Origin of the sequence: Thiospirochaeta perfilievii (assembly GCF_008329945.1) — a bacterium.
Lineage (GTDB): Bacteria > Spirochaetota > Spirochaetia > DSM-2461 > DSM-2461 > Thiospirochaeta > Thiospirochaeta perfilievii.
Genome location: NZ_CP035807.1, coordinates 3,560,119 through 3,578,446 on the forward strand (window position 1 = coordinate 3,560,119; position 18,328 = coordinate 3,578,446).

Genomic DNA, 18,328 nt, shown 5'->3' on the forward strand with positions numbered 1-18,328 from the left:
AATATAAGAATGAAATACGAATATGTAATTAACTCCCCATGTAAAATCAATCTTCACTTAGATGTGCACAATAAACGAAGGGATGGATACCATAATTTAACATCAATTTTTCAACTGATATCTCTACAAGATAGAATTTATGCAAAAATAAACAATACAAAAACAATAACAATTGTTGGTGATTTTGATTGCTCATTGGAAGATAATTTAATTTATAAGGCTGGGAAGAAGTTTTATAATAAATTAGGTATAAAAGAAGAGATAGACTTTTGTATAGAAAAAAATACACCTAGTGGTGGTGGTTTAGGAGGGGGGAGTAGTAACTGTGCAGCAGCTCTACGACTTTTGAATACCATTTATAATAAGCCTTTATCAGATAAGGAGTTATTTGATATAGCTCTTTCCTTAGGAAGTGATGTTCCTTTTTTCTTAGGTAGTGGTACAGCGCTTGTTCAAGGACGTGGAGAAATTGTTACACCACTAAATACAGTTAAAGGATACCATGTATTGGTTGTAAACCCCTCTATACATATATCAACAGCTAAAGCTTTCTCTTTATTAAATGATGCTGGGGTAATAACAGAAAATAGCAGTCAAAACCTGGGTTGTATAAAAGATACTTATACCCAAGGCATAGATAATTTTAGTAATTTTAAAAATAGTTTTGAAATCGCTTTATTTTCAGATTATACTTTCATAAATGACATAAAGACGATTATGTTAGAAGAGGGTGCAGCTATGGCAGCATTATCAGGTAGTGGTAGTACAATGTTTGGCTTGTTTAAGCATAAAAGTGATTCACAAAGGGCTAAGGATAGACTAACAGAGAATCGTCAATATAAAATTTTTATAGTTGAGCCCCTAGAGGATTTTCCAGCAACAGAGAAAATAGTCTTCTAAGGTCTACTACAGGAGGAACACTATGGAGATTACCGACATTCGTATTAGAAAGGTTGATGCCGAAGGTAAATTAAAAGCTTATGTTACAGTTACATTTGACGACTCTTTTGTTGTGCATAATGTAAAAGTTATTGAAGGGGATAGTGGAGTGTTTATTGCTATGCCAAGTAGAAAAACAAGAAAGGGTGAATTTAAAGATGTAGCCCATCCGATAAACACTGATTTTAGAAATAAAATGCAAGCACAAATTCTTGAATCATTTAATAATTCTGATCATTATGAGGATGAAGAAGAGTATTAGCAACTTTTCGACTAAAAGTATTGACGGTGAATCTCTAAATGATTATTATACAATTCCATAAACTATTGGATATTGACTAATTTAAACACTTATGTTTAAAAGTTTTTGTTGAAATTCGATTATTATAAATTAAGGAGAATAGATATGGATAAAAGAACCTTATCTGTTGTTAAAAGAACAAGCGTAGGTAAAAACTCATTAAAATCTTTAAGAAAAGAAGGTTTTATTCCTGCGGTAATGTATGGTCATTCTGATAATACATTATTTTCTGTTAACGAAAGAGAATTTGGTAAGAAATTTAAAGTTATTTCTGAGAATACAATTATTGACCTTAAAGATGGTAAAGATGTATATCACGTTCTTATCAAAGACTTTGACGAAGATGTTTTAAAAGGTAATATTTTACATCTTGATTTTTACGAAGTAGAAAAAGGTAAATCATTAAATACTATAGTTCCTTTACATATTGAGGGAAGCTCTGTCGGAGTAAGATTAGGTGGAAGCTTAGAAACTTTAGTACATGAAATTCAAGTGGAGTGTCTTCCAAAAGATATTCCTGAAGAGATTATTGTTAATATTGAGAACTTAGAAATTGGTCAATCAATACATGTAAAAGATTTAGCAGAGATTAAAGGTGTTAAATTTCTTACTAGTCCTGAGCAAGTAATAACTCATGTAACAAAAGCTGGAGCAGCTGCTATTGAAGAAGATGAAGCTGAAACAGTAGAAGAGTAAAATGACTCTTCTAGTAATAGGTCTTGGTAATCCAGGTAGTAAATACCATGGGACAAGACATAACACTGGCTTTGATGTTGTTGATAAACTTGCATCAAAGTTTGGTGTTAAATTTTCAAAGCCTTTTTTTAAGAAGTATTTTATAACTCATATCACTTACAATTCAAACAAATTTATTCTTGTAAAACCAACAACATATATGAATCGCTCAGGAGAAGTTCTTCCTTCACTACTTAGTAAGTATAAATTAACAAATAGCAGTGTTGTTATTGTTGTAGATAATTTAGACATTGAAAAAGGTCTATTAAAGTTTAAGCTTAAGGGATCAGATGGAGGTCATAATGGTTTAAAGTCCATAAATGATTATCTAGGTTCTAATGAGTATAAAAGATTGTTTGTTGGTATAGGAAGACCACCAAAGGGAGAATCTATTACAGAGTATGTTCTCTCTCCTATTGAAGATAACGAAGTTCTCGAAGCTGAGGATAGAGCTGTAGAAGGTCTGCTTAGGCTTACATCTGATAGTATTAGTCAAGTTATGAACTATATAAATAGACGAAAAATTGATAAATAGTATTAGGAATTATCTAATAGATAATAAAATTTTTAATAAAAATATTTTAGTAGCGTTATCTGGTGGCCCAGATTCAGTATCTCTACTTTTTCTGTTAAATTCAGTAAAAGAAGAGTTTTCTATAAACCTCTCTGCAGCATATGTAAACCACGGTTTAAGATCAAAGGAAGAGAATCTAGTCGATTATGATATTGTAAAAGAGCACTGTTCAAACCTCGGGGTAAAATTACATGTTAAAATATTTAAGCAGGGAGAAATATTTGAGATATCCAAGGAGAGAAGAAATAGTATTGAGTCTGTTTCTAGGGAGTTAAGATATAACTTCTTTAATCAACTTGTTGCTAAAGATGATTTAATAGCAGTTGCCCACAATAGAGATGATCAAATCGAAACACAAATTATGCGTTTTTTTCAAGGTAGTTCATATGAGGGTTTGATTGGAATAAAAAGCGAACGAGGGAATATTATACGTCCCTTGATAAATATAGAGAAGAGTTACCTATTAAGTTATCTAAATAGTGAAAGAATTAAATTTGCCCTTGATAAAACAAATAGTGAGAATGATTATCTAAGAAATAAAATTCGTAATATCCTTATTCCAACAATAGAGGAAGTTTTTCCATCTTTTAGAAACTCTTTATCAAAACTAGAAGGAAAACTAATAGATTTAAATCAATTTATTAATCTAAAATCAAAGGATTTAGAGTGGACTAATATCTTAGGTTCTTGGGTTACAAGTTACAATGATTTCTTGAATTTGTCCTACTTAGAGCGAGAAAATGAGATATATAGGGTTTTTGATAAAACATTTCATGGAGATATTCCTAGCTACCGACTTCCTAATAGATTTCTTAAGCCTATTAGAAAACTAAACTTTAAAAACAATGAGATTATTTTAGAAGGTCACGGAATACAGTTTTATAGGAATAAAGAACATTTAATTTGGACCCTGTTGAATAATAAACTATTAAAATAGTTAAATATGTTGTAGATAAATAAAATCATCATTAAAATAAATGTATGATAAAGCATTTTATAATAACTTCTCTACTCTTTATATTTTCGATAAATATCTTTTCTTTAGATGGACTTAATAAAGACAAGTTGCTATCTAAGGAACTTTTTAATAGTTATAAAGAGGATATTACTTTAGAGCAACTAAATAAGGTTTTAGAGTTTGATAAAAATAATCAGGTAGCATTAATTAGTAAAGCGATCTATCTAGATAAAAATAACTATGACTTGAATTTAGTTAAGAAAAACTTGGAACTCTCAACCCTCCCAACCTTTGAGAGTCAGTTACACTATATAACAACTCTGTATAGACTAAATATGTATGAGCAAGTTCTTGGTTATACATCCAAAATAGATTTAGGAGATATAGGCAGAATGGATGTTTTATTCTATATTGCTGATTCCTATATTAGAACAGGACAAAATATGGATGCTTTAAAGATAATAAAAAGTGCCCAACATCAATATCCTAATGAAGTTAAATTTTATGAATTAGAATATCTAATAAAACCATTAAGAATAAATTTAACAAAAGTTTTAAACAGAGAAACATCCCTTCAGAGTTTAATAAGACTATATCAGAGGTGTTCTGGTCTAGTTCCAAAAATTACGATTGAGGTATTATTAAATAAACAACTTAGAAAAGCTAATATAAATGAGATTAATGGTTTAGTTGGTAACTACATGGTTATACCTCTGTTGCTTAAAATATTACCCAAAGAAGAACTCTCTGGATTCTATTATTTGGATACAAATAGTGATACATATCCAGATACCCAATTTTGTCTACAAAACGGTATTATTGAATATAAAAAAATAGACTCTAATCAGGATAATATATATGAGCTACAGTTTTATTTTAATGATTCAATCCCATATTTAATAAGATATAATGAGTCTGAATTATATTATGATAACTACCCGTTTATTGATAAAATACTCTTAAGTGAGAGACCTGATTACAAAAAAGAGTATGACTTATATAAATCATATACAAAATTTAAAATTCCAAACCCTATTATTAATAGTAAGATTAAATTAGATTTTAGTCTATTAGATCGATTAAAGACCATATCCATAACAACATATCACAATAACCAGTTAGTAGACAAAAAAAAGTTTATCAATGATAACACCTATTTTTTATTAGAAGAGTATAATAAGTATGGTGGTTTTGACTTATCTACATATTTTGAGGATAATATAAAAAAATACAGTCTAGAGGATATAAACTCTGATGGCTTATTTGATATATATAAAAAGTTTAGTGATGATCTTGTAATTGAAACCAAATACAATCAGGAGAATTTAGAAAACTGGTGGCTAAAGTGAAGAAGTTTGTTTATATAATTGTTGTTTTATTTTTATCTTGCACAACCGAATTAATTGAGTATGAAGCTGACTTGGATGTTATTATTGTTGAAGAGATTAACAGTTGTTTAGATGAGTCTAATATTTCAAAAGCATTTCAACTGTTAGTTTATTATGAGGATATAACAGGGGGGAGTGAGCAACTAGATGAGAGTAAAATTAAATTGCATAGTTTAATGACTACAAAACTTAATGAGTATATTTTAAATGAAGATTGGAGTAATTTTTTTATATTATATCAAAATCTTGAGATTCTAAGGTTTAACACAGATGAGTATCAATACAATAACTATCTTTATCAATATCTAATTAAAGATACTTCTGCAATATTAAGTAAGTCTGGAGTCTTTTTAGGGGAAGATGAGTTAGACTATTCTAAACTTAGCAGTGATCAATTAGTCGATCTAGAGATTGAGTATAATAAAGTCTCTCCAAGTAGTGACTATCCAAAATTAGTTAGTGAGCTCAATAGTCGAAATACCTATATTAAAAGTGATATAGGAAATAATGAATACATAGACGGAAGTATAACTGTTTTTGTAAACAAAGGGATAAGTTTTCAAAATGGTGTAGGGACCCAGGATATTGTGGTAGGAAGTGGCTTCTTTATTGATAAGCTTGGGTATGCCGTTACCAATTACCATGTAGTTGAGTCTTTAGTAGACACAGAGTATGAGGGTGTTGCTAATCTTTATATTAAACTAAATGGATTAATTGATAAAATCCCTGCAAAAATTGTAGGCTGGGATAAGGTTTTAGATCTTGCTTTAATAAAGGTTTCTCATATTCCTGAGTATGTCTTTTCCTTTGCAAAGGATAATGATATTAGTATTGGGGATAGGGTTCTTGCATTAGGTTCTCCTGGTGGATTAGGTAGTACTGTAACATCAGGAATTGTCTCTGCAAAAAACAGATCTCTTCTTGAGATCGGATCTGTTATACAGATTGATAGTGCTATAAATCCTGGAAATAGTGGTGGACCATTAATTGATAACAATAATAGGGTAACAAATGTCGTATTTGCTGGGATAGAGGACTTTGAAGGGATTAACTTTGCAATACCAGTTAAATACTTAAAAAATAAATTACAGGAACTCTATATGGGGGGGGAAGTTAAGCACCCTTGGTTAGGAGCTGGCTTAGTATATAGAAAAAATAGTATAGAGGTTGTTTATGTTAAGCCTAAATCACCAGCCTTTTATTTAGGTTTAAATAAGAGTGACATTATAGTATCTATAAATGAAAAAAAATTCTCATCAATTATTGATATTCAAGACTATATTATGGGCTTTAATATTGGAGAAATAGTAAAGGTCAACTTTAAAAGGGGTAGTAGTTATTATGAAAAGTATATGACCCTTGGCGAGAGGCCTAAAGTTATCATGGAGAGTATAATAACTGGAGATACATCAGATAAGTTATATATTCCTCTTTTTGGAATGGATATTAGATATACAGGAAAAATATTGTGGAATAAGGAGTATCTTATAAATGATGTATATCCTGGAACCATTGCAGACGAGTTAAGTCTTCAAGTTGGAGATATAATAGAAGTTAAGGATTGGGAGTATAATAAGGATTTAAAATCTGTTATTTTACAGTTTGTAATACAGAGTAAAAAGGAAGGTTTTTGGGAGAAATCCATACAGGTCGCTGCTCCTATAAATGTTAATTTCTTTATATAAAGAATTGATAGATTTATTGATGTAAATTGAACCTTACTATATAGTATCAGATATGATAGACGAACAAGAATTAATACGGAATTTCTGTATAATAGCACATATCGATCATGGTAAGTCCACATTGGCAGATAGATTCATTGAGAAATCACAGATTATTTCTTCAAGAGAGTTCCAAAGTCAACTATTAGACTCTATGGATATTGAGAGAGAGCGGGGTATAACTATAAAATCCCAAGCAGTTACCATCCCTTTTACAAGTAAAGATGGTAAGACATATAAGCTTAATCTTGTTGATACTCCAGGACATGTAGATTTTTCCTATGAGGTATCAAGGGCTATAGCCTCATGCGAAGGAGCTTTATTACTCGTGGATGCAACCCAGGGAGTTGAAGCTCAAACTCTCTCAAATATGTATATGGCTGTGGAGCAGGACTTAGAAATAATTCCAGTTGTAAATAAAATGGATCTACCAAGTGCAGATATTGGAAGAATTAGAGAGCAGGTCGATCATGATCTAGGATTAGACCCAGATTTAATCTTTCCTGTTTCTGCTAAATTCGGAACTGGTGTTGATGAGTTATTAGAAGGTATTATTGAGTGGATCCCTTCTCCTAAGGGAACTTTAGATAAACCTTTAAAGGCAAATATCTTTGACTCACACTATGACCCTTATAAAGGGGTAATAATGCATGTTCGTGTATTTGATGGAGAGTTGAAACTAGGGGAAGATATAAAGTTTTACTCAACCGGGAAGGTTAATAAGGTAGAAGAGTTAGGTTATTTTAGAATAACTAGAGACTCTAAAAAATCTTTAAAAGCTGGTGAAGTTGGTTATATAATAGCGGGAATTAAAGATATTAGTGAAGTTCGTGTTGGGGACACTATAACAACTTTGAAAAATCCTTGTGAAGAACCATTAGATGGTTTTAGGGATGTAAAGCCTGTTGTATTCTCTTCAATATATCCAGTAGATGCAGACCAGTATGAGGATTTACAAGCTGCAATAGATAAGTTAAGACTTAACGATGCATCTTTAGTCTACGAGAAAGATTCATCGGCAGCCCTAGGTCTTGGATTTCGATGTGGGTTTTTAGGACTTCTACATTTAGAAGTAATACAAGAGCGTCTTGAGAGAGAGTTTGGATTAAATATCGTATTAACTTCTCCATCTGTAAGGTATAGAATAACTCCTAAATCAGGAGAGGTTTATTTTTTAGATAATCCAACAGAATTTCCTGATCCAGGGGTTATTGAAAGAGCTGAAGAGCCATATATTAATGCTGTTATAATTACCCCTTCTGAATACCTAGGTAATATTATGAATCTATGTACAGCAAAACGTGGGATACAGACTGAGTTGGAGTATCTAGATGAGAAAAGAGTGGAGATTAAATATGAGATGCCACTTGCTGAGATCCTATTCGATTTTTACGACAGGTTAAAGTCTGTTTCCAGGGGTTACGCTTCATTTGATTATGAAGAGAATGACTTTAAAGAGACTGAACTTGTAAAACTAGATATTCTTCTAAATGGAGATGTTGTAGATGCTCTATCCCAGTTAGTATTTAAAGGAAGTGCCTATGATAAAGCCCGAAACGTATGTAAGAGATTAAAGGGTGAAATTAGTAGACATCAATTTAAAATACCAATCCAAGGGGCAATTGGTAGCAGTATTATTGCTCGAGAGACAATACCTGCATTAAGAAAAGATGTTACTTCTAAATGTTATGGTGGAGACATCTCTAGGAAAAAGAAACTTTTAGAGAAGCAAAAAGAGGGTAAAAAGAGAATGAAGATGGTTGGTCGAGTTGAGCTTCCTCAAAATGCCTTTTTATCAGTTTTAAGAACAGATGAGGAGTAATCTTATTTTATTCATTGATTAATGTGGGTATAAAGGTTATATTGTTAATATATTTATTTTAATGAGGTCATAATGGAGACAGGAACAGTAAAGTGGTTTAATTCTACTAAAGGATACGGTTTCATTACACAAGCTAATGGAAATGATTTATTTGTACACACAAGTGGAATTAACGGTTACATTGATGAAGGTGATACTGTGGAGTTTGAAATTGGTGATGGTCAAAAAGGCCCTTGCGCAATCAATGTAAAAAAGTTTAATTTAGTTTTTAATCAATTTTTTATATTTCAAATCATAAAAAAAGGAAGATAATATCTTCCTTTTTTTATTAATTTTTATTTCGTTTTAATTTTAAAGAGTATATGTTATTAAAGATATCCCGAATATTTGATTCATCCATTCTGTTTCTATCAGATAGATCTTGAAGATCTTCAATAAATCTTTCTTCCATATTATAAACTCTCGCTTCCAGCTCTCCAGAGCTAATAAAAGAGGTTAAATCATTCTCTCTATTTGACATCTCTATACACTCTAAGGCTATATTATTTGCTAGATACCATCTTACATCATTTAACTCAAATGAGTATTCTTTCATTAATTCTTTAATATTCATATAGTCTATTATGCATATATTTAACTCTTTTTCTATTGCTATAAATTAATCATAAGGGTAAAGTTTTAAAATATGCTTATATTAAATAACTATAAAGAACTATATAATACTAAAAAAGAAATTGTTGTTTTTGATCTTGAAACCACGGGTTTAAACCCAAAGAGTGAGAGGATTATAGAAATTGGTGCCCTTAAAATTAGGGATAATGAAATTGTAGACCGGTTATCAATGTTAGTTAACCCTGGAATACCTGTTCCATTCTATTCCACAAAGGTAAATGGTATAACTACTGATATGTTAATAGGGTGTATTAGTGATATTGAGGGCGTTAAACAGTTTATTGAATTCTCTAAAAACTGTATAATTGTAGCTCATAATATATCCTTTGATATCGGTTTTATTAACTCGTATTTAGAGAGAGCTAATACTCCAATATTAGAAAATATGTTAGTAGATACAGTAAGATTAGCTAGGAAAGCTTTCCCTGGTGAGAAAAAATACTCCCTTGGTATAATTGCTTCTAGGCTTAATATTGATGTTTTAAATGCACACAGAGCTGAAGATGATGCCAGGGTATGTTATGAGTTGTATACTATGTGCATAAATAAACTAAAAAATACGGAGATGATTTAAAGATGAATATAATTATATATACAGATGGTGGTTGCACCGGAAATCCAGGTCCAGGAGGCTGGGGTAGTGTCCTTTTAGTTGATGGGAAGGAGATTCTTTTATCCGGAGGTGATGAATCTACGACTAACAATAAGATGGAGTTAACTGCTGTAATAAAGGCCCTTGAGTATATTGGTGCAGAGTTTGGTTTTAAAAATAATTTATCAATATATACAGACTCCCAATATGTTAAAAATGGTATTACAAGTTGGATTATAAATTGGGAAAAAAATGGTTGGAAAACAGCTGCAAAAAAACCTGTAAAAAATAAAGAGTTATGGATAGAGTTAAGAACTCTTACAAAAATGACAGAGATTAAATGGTTTTGGGTAAAAGGTCATTCTGGAGATAAATATAATGAGATATGTGACAGCTTAGTTGCAGAAGAAAGAGCTAAATTTTTCTAATAAAATAGAAAAATGTCTTAAAGCACACTATAATTATTGTATGTATAAAAGGAATTAATATGGCTAGGAAGTATATATCATTAGATATTTTAGATAGTTTAGAAAAAACACAATTAGATACTATTACTAAAAATCCTATTAAAATTTTATGTAAAAATTTTGATACAGAAGAGCAGGAGATAAAGCTTCTTAATGAACTCTACAAAAAAAACCCCAATTTTTGGAGTGACGAAAATAATAAATGGTCCTACTATATAAATGAGAAGGATATTGTTGACTTTAAAGAAGGGAAAGAGATAGAAGAGGATTTTTATGGCTTTAATGAGTTTTACAAAGAAGCTACACAACTCTCTGATGAAAAAAGGTTAGAAGGTTTAAAGGATAATAAAAGTAGGCTTAAACTCCTTGATTTAAAGAGATTAAAGAAAGATGAAGAAATTGGTGAAGCTTTAATTTCTAGTACCAATGAGACTATAATGCTAAATAAAGTCATTTTTGATGACTTAATGAAGTTGACTCCTGAAAAAGCTAAAATTAAGTCTAAAAAATCAGTTGATGAGACGACAGAGATTGTTAAAATTGCATCAAACCTTTTAGGGGATTACTCAGGAGATTACTCTATATTTTCAGAGTTAATTAAGAAATCCAACGGATCTACAATTAAACATATGACAAGAACATTTGTTATGTCTTTATCCTTTTATAAATATTATAACAAACTATTAAATAATGGTTATGCATCAAAAGTAAGAGTTAATTTTGTGGCTAAATATAGGGATAAATATGAAAAACTTTTACCCCATGAAAAAAACTTCCACTTAATTACCCTTGAACGTGTTTTTATGGGTGGAATGTCCACTGTATCAGAATTAGAATCAAATGCAATTGGTGTTGGTTTTCTACTACATGATATAGGTAAACAGGTAGATTTAGAATATTTTGAAGGATCAGAGGGATATATTAAGGATAGGATTCAAGCCCATGTAACTAATGGTTTTAATGAACTCCTAAAACGAACCGTATATCCACCTGTTGTTTCTGCAATTGCTGGTTTTCATCATGAATATTATGGGGACGATAGTGGATATGGTCCCTTAAGAGACTTTATTAAGCGAAAATTTCCAGAGGGAACAAAGTGTGATCACTGTATATCATACTCACTAAAAGATGTATATAATGGAAATGCACTATGTTTCTTTCCTGCTAAATTGTTAGAGATTGTTGATGTTTACGATGCATTAACAGACCCTGAGAGAAAGTATAGGGAGCCTCTAACACCAATTGCTGCAATTGAGTTTATGAGGGATGTTTTTATAAAGGAACATGTTAAGGTAGATCCAATACTTTTTGATATGTTTGAGTTATTTTTAATTGATTCAGGAGAGATTTAGTGAGAATATGGGTAGATGCAGACTCATGTCCAGTTAAAATAAGAGAGATTATTTCCAAGGCGGCAAAAAGAGTAGAAATTGAAGCCTTATATGTCGCAAATAGAGTTATACCTGTACAGGAGCATGATTATATAAGAAAGATTGTTACAAGTAACGAAGATCAAAGTGCTGATAAGTATATATTAGATAATATTAAAGAGAGCGATATTGTTATTACTAGAGATATACCACTTGCAGATGAATTAGTTAATGAGGGTTTAACAGTACTTAATGATAGAGGTGATATCTATACTAAGGAGAATATAAAGGAGAGACTCTCAATTAGGGATTTTATGAAAGAAGCCCGGGAGTTAGGATTAGGTTATGAATCTACAAACCGTTTTGGTCCTAAGGATGTTCAAAATTTCTCAAACTCTTTTGATAAGATATTAAGACAAAAAACAAGCTAGTTGTTTTTTGTCCTGATCAATGACTTCTGATAATATATATTCTGTCTACTTATATATTATATAAAAGAACCTAGAGTTCTTCTATAGCAGAAAGTGCGTGTTTTTTAATATTTTTATTTTTATCTGTTGTTGATAATGTAACTAACTTCTCTTTAAATTCTGATAGCTTGTTAAGCCTTATTCCTTGAATAGCATATAAACGGTAGATATAATTATCATCAGCTAGTAGCTTGTTATATAGGTCTACTCCAAATTTATACTCTTTATTAACAAAGAATTTAATAGTAGCATCTAATATTGGCTTTCTCTTCTCTAGTCTATCCTTGTTATATCTCTCTTCAATTGATGGGTAAATCCAATCTACATTATGCTCTATAAGTTTTTCAATTGCCAATATCTTTTGTGTATCACTATATGATTTTTCAGTATAAACTTCCTTAAGGAAATCTCTACACTCTTCACTATCTATATCTCCAATTGCGTAAAAAGCCTTCTTTTGTATCTTAGTTTCAGGATCTTTAAGAGCTTTATATTTTAATATATCAAAAGCTTTTGTTACTTTTTTATCTCCTAATGCTTCAATTGCTTTTTCACGAATTGACCAGTGAGGATCCCTAAGGGACTGTATTAATATGTTATCCATATCAGGAGATGAGAACTTTCCAAGAGCTTCTAATGCGCTTAATCTTAGCAGATAGTTAGTTCTATTCCCTAGGCATCTCTTAAGCACAGGAATCCCTTCTTCATCTCCAATTTCCCCGAGACTATAACATACAGCATTTCTTATAGTTGTCTCTTCGTCCTCATCATCAGCAATTGGTATTAATAGCTTAATAGCTTCTTTAGATTTTATACTTCCTAGGGTTTTTATTACCTGAACATATACACTTTCTTCTGTATCATCATCTTCTAGATAGGATAATAGAGTTTTTTCCTGGGATTTAACTCTATTTTTACCTATTAATTTCATCGCTGCGATTACAATTTTATCATTATCACTATCAAGTATAGATCCAATATCGGAGATTGCTTTTTTTGACTCAATTTCACTTAAATAATCAATACAAGATATGGCATAGTTGTCGCTGAATTCCTCTTGATAAATGATTAAATCAAATACTTTTAAGGCTTCATCTTCGCCATCACTAATTTCCATTTGGGTATAATAATCTAATATTGCAAGTTTAAGAGATTCATCATATGTACTCTCTAATATAGAGTTTAACTCCTTATTAAAACCCGTAATTTTATCTTTTTTTAATTTTGCTATTAACTCTTTAACTTCAGAATCGATTCCATAAAGTAGAGTTTCACTCCTTTCTTGATCTATAGAAACTATTTTTTCATTAGGTTCTTCAGAAAAGATTACACATGTTAAATAGATGATATAGATTAAAGAAAGAAGTGTTTTTTTCATTTATAGCCCTTTATATCTTTTTAGAAAATTTTGTTTGTATAGATAAAAATTCCCAACTTTTATAGATTCTCTGATCTCTTCCATCATATTTGCTAGGAAGTATAGATTATGCTCTGTTACTAACATCGGTGCAAGTATCTCTTTAGCTTTAACTAAATGTCTAATATATGACCTGGTATATTTTTTACAAACAGGACAATTACACTCAGGATCTAGGGGTAAAAGTGATAATTCATGTTTTGCATTTTTAAGCATAATAAGACCATCTCTTGTAAATGCTGTCCCGTTTCTCGCTATTCTTGTGGGATAAACACAATCAAAGATATCTATTCCATTCTCAACAGCTGAGAGTATATAATCAGGTGTTCCTATACCCATAACATATTTTGGTTTTTCTAAGGGAAGAAACTCTGCAGTATAGGAGAGATACTCATGAAACTCTGCTGGAGTCTCCCCTACTGATAATCCTCCAATAGCGATACCAGGAGTATCTAACTCAAGTAATTCTAGGGCACTTCTTTTTCTTAACTCTTTATAAAAGTTACCCTGAACTATTGCAAATAGTTTCCCATCGTAACCATCTATTCTCTCATGCCAACGTTTAGTTCCTCTTTTTGCCCATCTAGTTGTTATATCTAAGGCTTCTCTTGCTTCCCTCTCTCCAATTCCTGGAGGTGTACATACATCAAGCATCATAAGTATATCACTTCTAAATACTTCCTGCTTTTCAATTACATTTTCAGGTGTAAACATATGGTATGAGCCATCAATATGGGATCTAAACTTAACACCCTCCTCTGATATTTTTCTAAACTCAGATAGTGAGAATACTTGGAAACCACCGGAATCTGTTAAGATATTTTTATCCCAAGTTGTGAAATCATGGAGGCTACCTGCATTTCTAATAACATCTAGACCGGGTCTTAGGTATAGATGGTATGTGTTTCCTAGAATAAGGTCATAACCCATCTCTTTTAATGACTTATGATGAAGAGCCTTAACTGCTCCATTTGTTCCAACTGGCATAAATGCTGGAGTCAATACATCTCCGTGGGGCAAATGCATTATACCATTTCTTGCATTTGTATTTTTGTCTCTTTCTAATTGTGTAAACATTAATTGTCCTATTAGGTTTTAGCCTTTTTAAATTGAACTAAACCTATGATTGTAAAAAGTATAAATGGTGCCCAAGCTCCCATTAGTGGAGGAATGTACTCGACTCTAAGGGAGACTTCTACTGTTATCATTTGAAAAACATAATAACATACAGATATAGATAATGACGAGAGTAAACTCATAAGAAGAACATTCTTTTTGAACTTTCCACCTAAAGCACATGATAAAAATGCTACTATAAGTGGAGTTAGTGTCATTGTATATCGTTTAAGATACTCCATATAGTCTTCCATGGCTCTATGGGTTTTACCTGTAGTTTTAAGAAGTTCAATCCATTTTCTACTGGTTTCTAGATCCATTTCAGATATATCTTTTATTGGATCTTTAAAACTCTCAGGGGTTAAACTATATTTATTATTTATATACTTAGCTCTATTAGTAACAGTAAAATAGTCGTTATTATCTTCTAACTTATATATTAAAGTATCTTGAAACTCCCAAGTCTGATTTTTCCAGTAAGCTATTTTTGCATCAACCCTTTGAATTAGACGATTTCTAATATCCCGTTCAATTATAATTATATCAGATAGGGATTTTTTTGTATCATTATAATATTTAATATAGTAGATCACACTTCGGTCCTTATTTGTTAGGGCCACATTATGATTATCAAAGGATTTAACCCTACTTAAGGCTCTATCCTGTAGTTCATTCTTTTTACTGTAGGTTTGAATAACAACTTTATCATCAAAATAAAAACCAAAAATACTTAGAATAAGTCCAAATAGGATTAAAGGATATACAAATCTAAAAAGTTTAATACCAGAAGCAAAAATCGCAATTAATTCATTGTTAGAGTATAAGTTCCCAAGGGTAAAGGAGATGGAGAATAAAAGTGCCATAGGAAGAGATGTATTTATAGCTTTAGGAATATAAAAAAATACAATTTGTAATATAACTAAAAGTGGAACATCTTCATTAATATAGTTGGATATATTTGAAAATAGATCAATAACCTCTAAAAGTACGACAAAAAAGGTAACTGCTCCTAGAAATGTTGGGATAAAAAGTTTAAGTAACATACTGTGTAGATATTTCATTATTTTTTAAACCTTATTGGGATTATTATTGCTGTTATAAGTAAAACAAAAATGTTAGGAATAGCCATAATCAGTAGTGTATTCCCTACCCCTTTATATGCATATATTTTGGTCCCCATTAAAAGTGACCAGTAAACTATTGTAATAAATAGTCCTACACCAAAACCCATCATCTTTCCGCTTCTTTTATTTGTTAAACCTAATGGGAATGCTAATAATAAAAAACTTAGACATGATAGAGGTATTAGAATCTTTTGGTATAATCCTATTTGCCAACCTAGTAGTTCTCTGCTTTTAATTTTTGATGAGGACTTTTTTATATAATCTCTTTGTAAGTTTTGTAAACGATTTATGCTCTGGGCATTTATAGATTTCATAGATATTAGTGTATTATACTCTTCTTCAATTTTACTTTTTATACTGTAGGATTCTAGAATGTCTGTTTTGACTTTAGAACTTAACTTATCCTTTATTCTTCTTACACCTTTATATATATCAACACTTCTCATCTCCTCTGGGGTTATTGAAGTGTTGGTTGTCTGCATATCACTAAATAGGATGTTATACTTCATTGAATCACTGGTAAAATATTCAAACTCAGATGATTTATGCTCATCTGCAGAGAGTGAAAAGACACTGTTTAAAGATAGAGTTAATAAACCCTGTTGTAACTCACCATCTAACATCTTCGCCTTTTCTGCCATAATAACTCTATTTAAGCCATCTTCATTTCTATCAATTATTACAAGATCTTCTATTCCAGTTTCACTATTAACATCACCATTGATAATTACTCTATCCTTATAAATTTTAGTAGAAAATGGTTTTAAAATAAGGTCAGGATTTCTTTGAATCAACTCTCTTCTTAATTTTCTTGACTTAGAATTACCTAAAGGTTGTAAATAGTCATTTATGATAAATGAGATAATTGATAGCACTATCCCAATAAATATTATTGGGATATATATTTTGAAGTATGATATTCCGGATGATAGACAGGCTAAAATTTCATTATCAAATGATAGTTTACCAATAGCCATTAAAGCTCCTACTAAGACTCCAAATGGGAAGGATAAGGCAATTACTATAGGTAGAGAGTACCAAACTAGTTTTAGGACTTCGATAAAGGGCATCTCTTTTAACATCTGTCCCATAATATAGAGGATTTGATTTACAAAAAAAACAAAAAAGAAGAAAAGGAAACTTATTAAAAAGGAGAATAAAATTTCTTTAACTAAATATCTATTAATAATTGATGATCTTATCATTTAATAATTATACTCCTGAACTGTAACACCTTTTTTTATATTACCTAATATTATGTTTTTTTCATACAATTCGATAGAAGTTATATTGTTGGTTTCTAAAAAAGTATCAATAGATTCAAAATAGTTTCTATTTTCTATCTCAACATATAACCCATCTCCAATAAATGAGACAACTTTTATATTATTACTCAGTGCAATAGATGATACAGAGAGATCTGGATAGATTACCTCTACAGAGTTATCCTCAATATTCCACTTTATTAGACCTCTTTTAGCACTACCAATCCAGAATACATTATTTAACATTTTTATATCTAATATGTTTTTATTAAATAATTGGATGGGTAACTTTGTCCTTGATAAAAAAATATCTTTTTCAATATTATATATATAGAGTCCCTGTCTCATTGAGCCAATGTAGAGATTGTTGTCATTTATAAATAGAGTTGAGATATATTCATCATTTAAATTTATTTTTCTGAAAATATTATTATTAGTATCAAAACTCCATAGACCGTAACCTAGAGTGGAAATATATAGAATACCATTATGAAAAACAATATCTGTGGCCCTAGATATTTCATTTCTGAAAATATGTGTATATATTTTATCATTTTTTTTATTGATTTCTAAAACTCTATCACTTTGAAGCACTAAAATCTTATTATTGTTATCAATTATTTTTTTAATTGAGAAATCTTTTATTGTATATTCATCTTCTAGGAAAACTTTAAGATCACCAGTGTAAATATTATATCTAAGGAGTTCTCCTCCTAATTTTCCTATCCAGAGGTCACTATCAATTAGTTTTAAAGTAGAGATAGATCCAGAAGTTAAAACTTTTTTTTTCTCATTAATTCCATTAAATGTATCTTCAATATCTGTTTCTAATAATTCTTTAAACTTTTCCGAATTAGGAAAAGAAACTGTTTTAACAATAGTAGGTTTACTATTTTCTACTGTTGTACAGGAGATAAGAAATAACAGAATAGGAATTTTAAAGACCTGTCGAACCAAATCCGCCTTCACCTCTAGTTGTTTGATTTAATTTAATATCTTTTTGAAAATTAGCTTTAATAACTGGAGCTATAACTAGCTGTGCAATTCTATCTAAATTACTAACGATAAAATCATTTTGACCAAGATTAATTAAAATTACCTTAATCTCTCCCCTATAATCAGAGTCAATTGTTCCTGGTGTATTTAATACTGTAACTCCATACTTAGCTGCAAGTCCTGATCTAGGTCTAACTTGTGCTTCATACCCTTTAGGTATTTCTAAATAGATACCTGTAGGGATTATAGATCTCTCTAGTGGTTTTATTACTATATCTTTATCAATAAAAGCCTGGATGTCAGCTCCTGCAGCTTCTTCTGAATGGTACTTAGGTGTATTAGTACTATATTTTATATCAATTGTTTTCATATTATTCCTACTATAAAAAAGGCAGCTT

At 30.6% G+C, this 18,328-nt stretch carries 20 protein-coding genes; 13 read left to right on the top strand and 7 right to left on the bottom strand.

Going from position 1 to position 18,328, the window contains the following annotated elements; translation table 11 throughout:
- The first annotated feature begins 9 nt into the window (after window positions 1-9).
- From ispE to EW093_RS16535, 9 genes are all read left to right on the top strand, one after another.
- Entirely contained in the window at window positions 10-900 is an 891-nt protein-coding gene (ispE, locus tag EW093_RS16495) for a 4-(cytidine 5'-diphospho)-2-C-methyl-D-erythritol kinase (RefSeq protein ID WP_149569451.1), read from the top strand.
- Window positions 901-922: 22 nt separating this feature from the next.
- The gene (gene spoVG / locus EW093_RS16500) at window positions 923-1,201 is read left to right on the top strand and encodes a septation regulator SpoVG (protein ID WP_149569452.1); all 279 of its coding nucleotides are present in this window, start codon (window positions 923-925) and stop codon (window positions 1,199-1,201) included.
- Window positions 1,202-1,345: 144 nt separating this feature from the next.
- Window positions 1,346-1,936 (top strand): 50S ribosomal protein L25, encoded by a 591-nt coding sequence (locus EW093_RS16505; protein WP_149569453.1) that lies wholly within the window; start codon window positions 1,346-1,348, stop codon window positions 1,934-1,936.
- A 1-nt stretch (window position 1,937) separates the two neighbouring features.
- A complete protein-coding gene (gene pth / locus EW093_RS16510; RefSeq protein ID WP_149569454.1) occupies window positions 1,938-2,510 on the top strand; it encodes an aminoacyl-tRNA hydrolase in 573 nt (190 codons plus the stop codon).
- A complete protein-coding gene (gene tilS / locus EW093_RS16515) occupies window positions 2,500-3,486 on the top strand; it encodes a tRNA lysidine(34) synthetase TilS (protein WP_187759755.1) in 987 nt (328 codons plus the stop codon). The genes pth and tilS overlap by 11 nt, the downstream gene beginning before the upstream one ends.
- A gap of 44 nt (window positions 3,487-3,530) precedes the next feature.
- On the top strand, window positions 3,531-4,856 hold the full coding sequence (locus EW093_RS16520) for a tetratricopeptide repeat protein (protein ID WP_149569456.1): 1,326 nt from the start codon (window positions 3,531-3,533) through the stop codon (window positions 4,854-4,856).
- Window positions 4,853-6,580: a S1C family serine protease gene (locus tag EW093_RS16525; RefSeq protein WP_149569457.1), complete on the top strand. Its 1,728-nt coding sequence runs from the start codon at window positions 4,853-4,855 to the stop codon at window positions 6,578-6,580. The genes EW093_RS16520 and EW093_RS16525 overlap by 4 nt, the downstream gene beginning before the upstream one ends.
- Window positions 6,581-6,632: 52 nt before the next feature.
- Window positions 6,633-8,441, top strand: a complete 1,809-nt coding sequence (lepA, locus tag EW093_RS16530; protein WP_149569458.1) for a translation elongation factor 4 — start codon at window positions 6,633-6,635, stop codon at window positions 8,439-8,441.
- Between the two features lie 72 nt (window positions 8,442-8,513).
- Window positions 8,514-8,753 carry a cold-shock protein gene (locus tag EW093_RS16535; RefSeq protein ID WP_149569459.1) on the top strand — a complete coding sequence of 80 codons (240 nt, stop codon included), beginning with the start codon at window positions 8,514-8,516 and terminating at the stop codon, window positions 8,751-8,753.
- A gap of 16 nt (window positions 8,754-8,769) precedes the next feature.
- On the opposite strand, the gene EW093_RS16540 is transcribed toward EW093_RS16535, so the two are convergent.
- Window positions 8,770-9,054 carry a hypothetical protein gene (locus EW093_RS16540; RefSeq protein WP_149569460.1) on the bottom strand — a complete coding sequence of 95 codons (285 nt, stop codon included), beginning with the start codon at window positions 9,052-9,054 and terminating at the stop codon, window positions 8,770-8,772.
- 72 nt (window positions 9,055-9,126) lie between these two features.
- Here EW093_RS16540 and EW093_RS16545 point away from each other — a divergent pair, with 72 nt between their 5' ends.
- From EW093_RS16545 to EW093_RS16560, 4 genes are read left to right on the top strand one after another with little or no spacing between them, the layout of a single operon-like run.
- Window positions 9,127-9,687 carry a 3'-5' exonuclease gene (locus tag EW093_RS16545; RefSeq protein WP_149569461.1) on the top strand — a complete coding sequence of 187 codons (561 nt, stop codon included), beginning with the start codon at window positions 9,127-9,129 and terminating at the stop codon, window positions 9,685-9,687.
- Window positions 9,688-9,689: 2 nt separating this feature from the next.
- A complete protein-coding gene (gene rnhA / locus EW093_RS16550; protein WP_149569462.1) occupies window positions 9,690-10,133 on the top strand; it encodes a ribonuclease HI in 444 nt (147 codons plus the stop codon).
- Window positions 10,134-10,192: 59 nt separating this feature from the next.
- Complete coding sequence (locus EW093_RS16555; RefSeq protein WP_149569463.1) at window positions 10,193-11,524, top strand: HD-GYP domain-containing protein; 1,332 nt, start codon at window positions 10,193-10,195, stop codon at window positions 11,522-11,524.
- On the top strand, window positions 11,524-11,973 hold the full coding sequence (locus EW093_RS16560) for a YaiI/YqxD family protein (protein WP_149569464.1): 450 nt from the start codon (window positions 11,524-11,526) through the stop codon (window positions 11,971-11,973). The genes EW093_RS16555 and EW093_RS16560 overlap by 1 nt, the downstream gene beginning before the upstream one ends.
- Before the next feature lie 70 nt (window positions 11,974-12,043).
- On the opposite strand, the gene EW093_RS16565 is transcribed toward EW093_RS16560, so the two are convergent.
- The 6 genes from EW093_RS16565 to dut are packed head-to-tail and all read right to left on the bottom strand — an operon-like array spanning window position 12,044 to window position 18,300.
- Window positions 12,044-13,390: a HEAT repeat domain-containing protein gene (locus EW093_RS16565; RefSeq protein ID WP_149569465.1), complete on the bottom strand. Its 1,347-nt coding sequence runs from the start codon at window positions 13,388-13,390 to the stop codon at window positions 12,044-12,046.
- Window positions 13,391-14,506 carry a tRNA guanosine(34) transglycosylase Tgt gene (tgt, locus tag EW093_RS16570; RefSeq protein ID WP_149569466.1) on the bottom strand — a complete coding sequence of 372 codons (1,116 nt, stop codon included), beginning with the start codon at window positions 14,504-14,506 and terminating at the stop codon, window positions 13,391-13,393.
- Between the two features lie 11 nt (window positions 14,507-14,517).
- The gene (locus EW093_RS16575) at window positions 14,518-15,606 is read right to left on the bottom strand and encodes an LptF/LptG family permease (protein WP_149569467.1); all 1,089 of its coding nucleotides are present in this window, start codon (window positions 15,604-15,606) and stop codon (window positions 14,518-14,520) included.
- A complete protein-coding gene (locus EW093_RS16580; RefSeq protein ID WP_149569468.1) occupies window positions 15,606-16,874 on the bottom strand; it encodes an LptF/LptG family permease in 1,269 nt (422 codons plus the stop codon). Before EW093_RS16580 ends, EW093_RS16575 begins: the two co-directional genes overlap by 1 nt.
- Window positions 16,875-17,891 carry a ligand-binding sensor domain-containing protein gene (locus tag EW093_RS16585; protein ID WP_149569469.1) on the bottom strand — a complete coding sequence of 339 codons (1,017 nt, stop codon included), beginning with the start codon at window positions 17,889-17,891 and terminating at the stop codon, window positions 16,875-16,877.
- On the bottom strand, window positions 17,872-18,300 hold the full coding sequence (dut, locus tag EW093_RS16590; RefSeq protein WP_149569470.1) for a dUTP diphosphatase: 429 nt from the start codon (window positions 18,298-18,300) through the stop codon (window positions 17,872-17,874). The genes EW093_RS16585 and dut overlap by 20 nt, the downstream gene beginning before the upstream one ends.
- Between the last annotated feature and the right edge of the window lie 28 nt (window positions 18,301-18,328).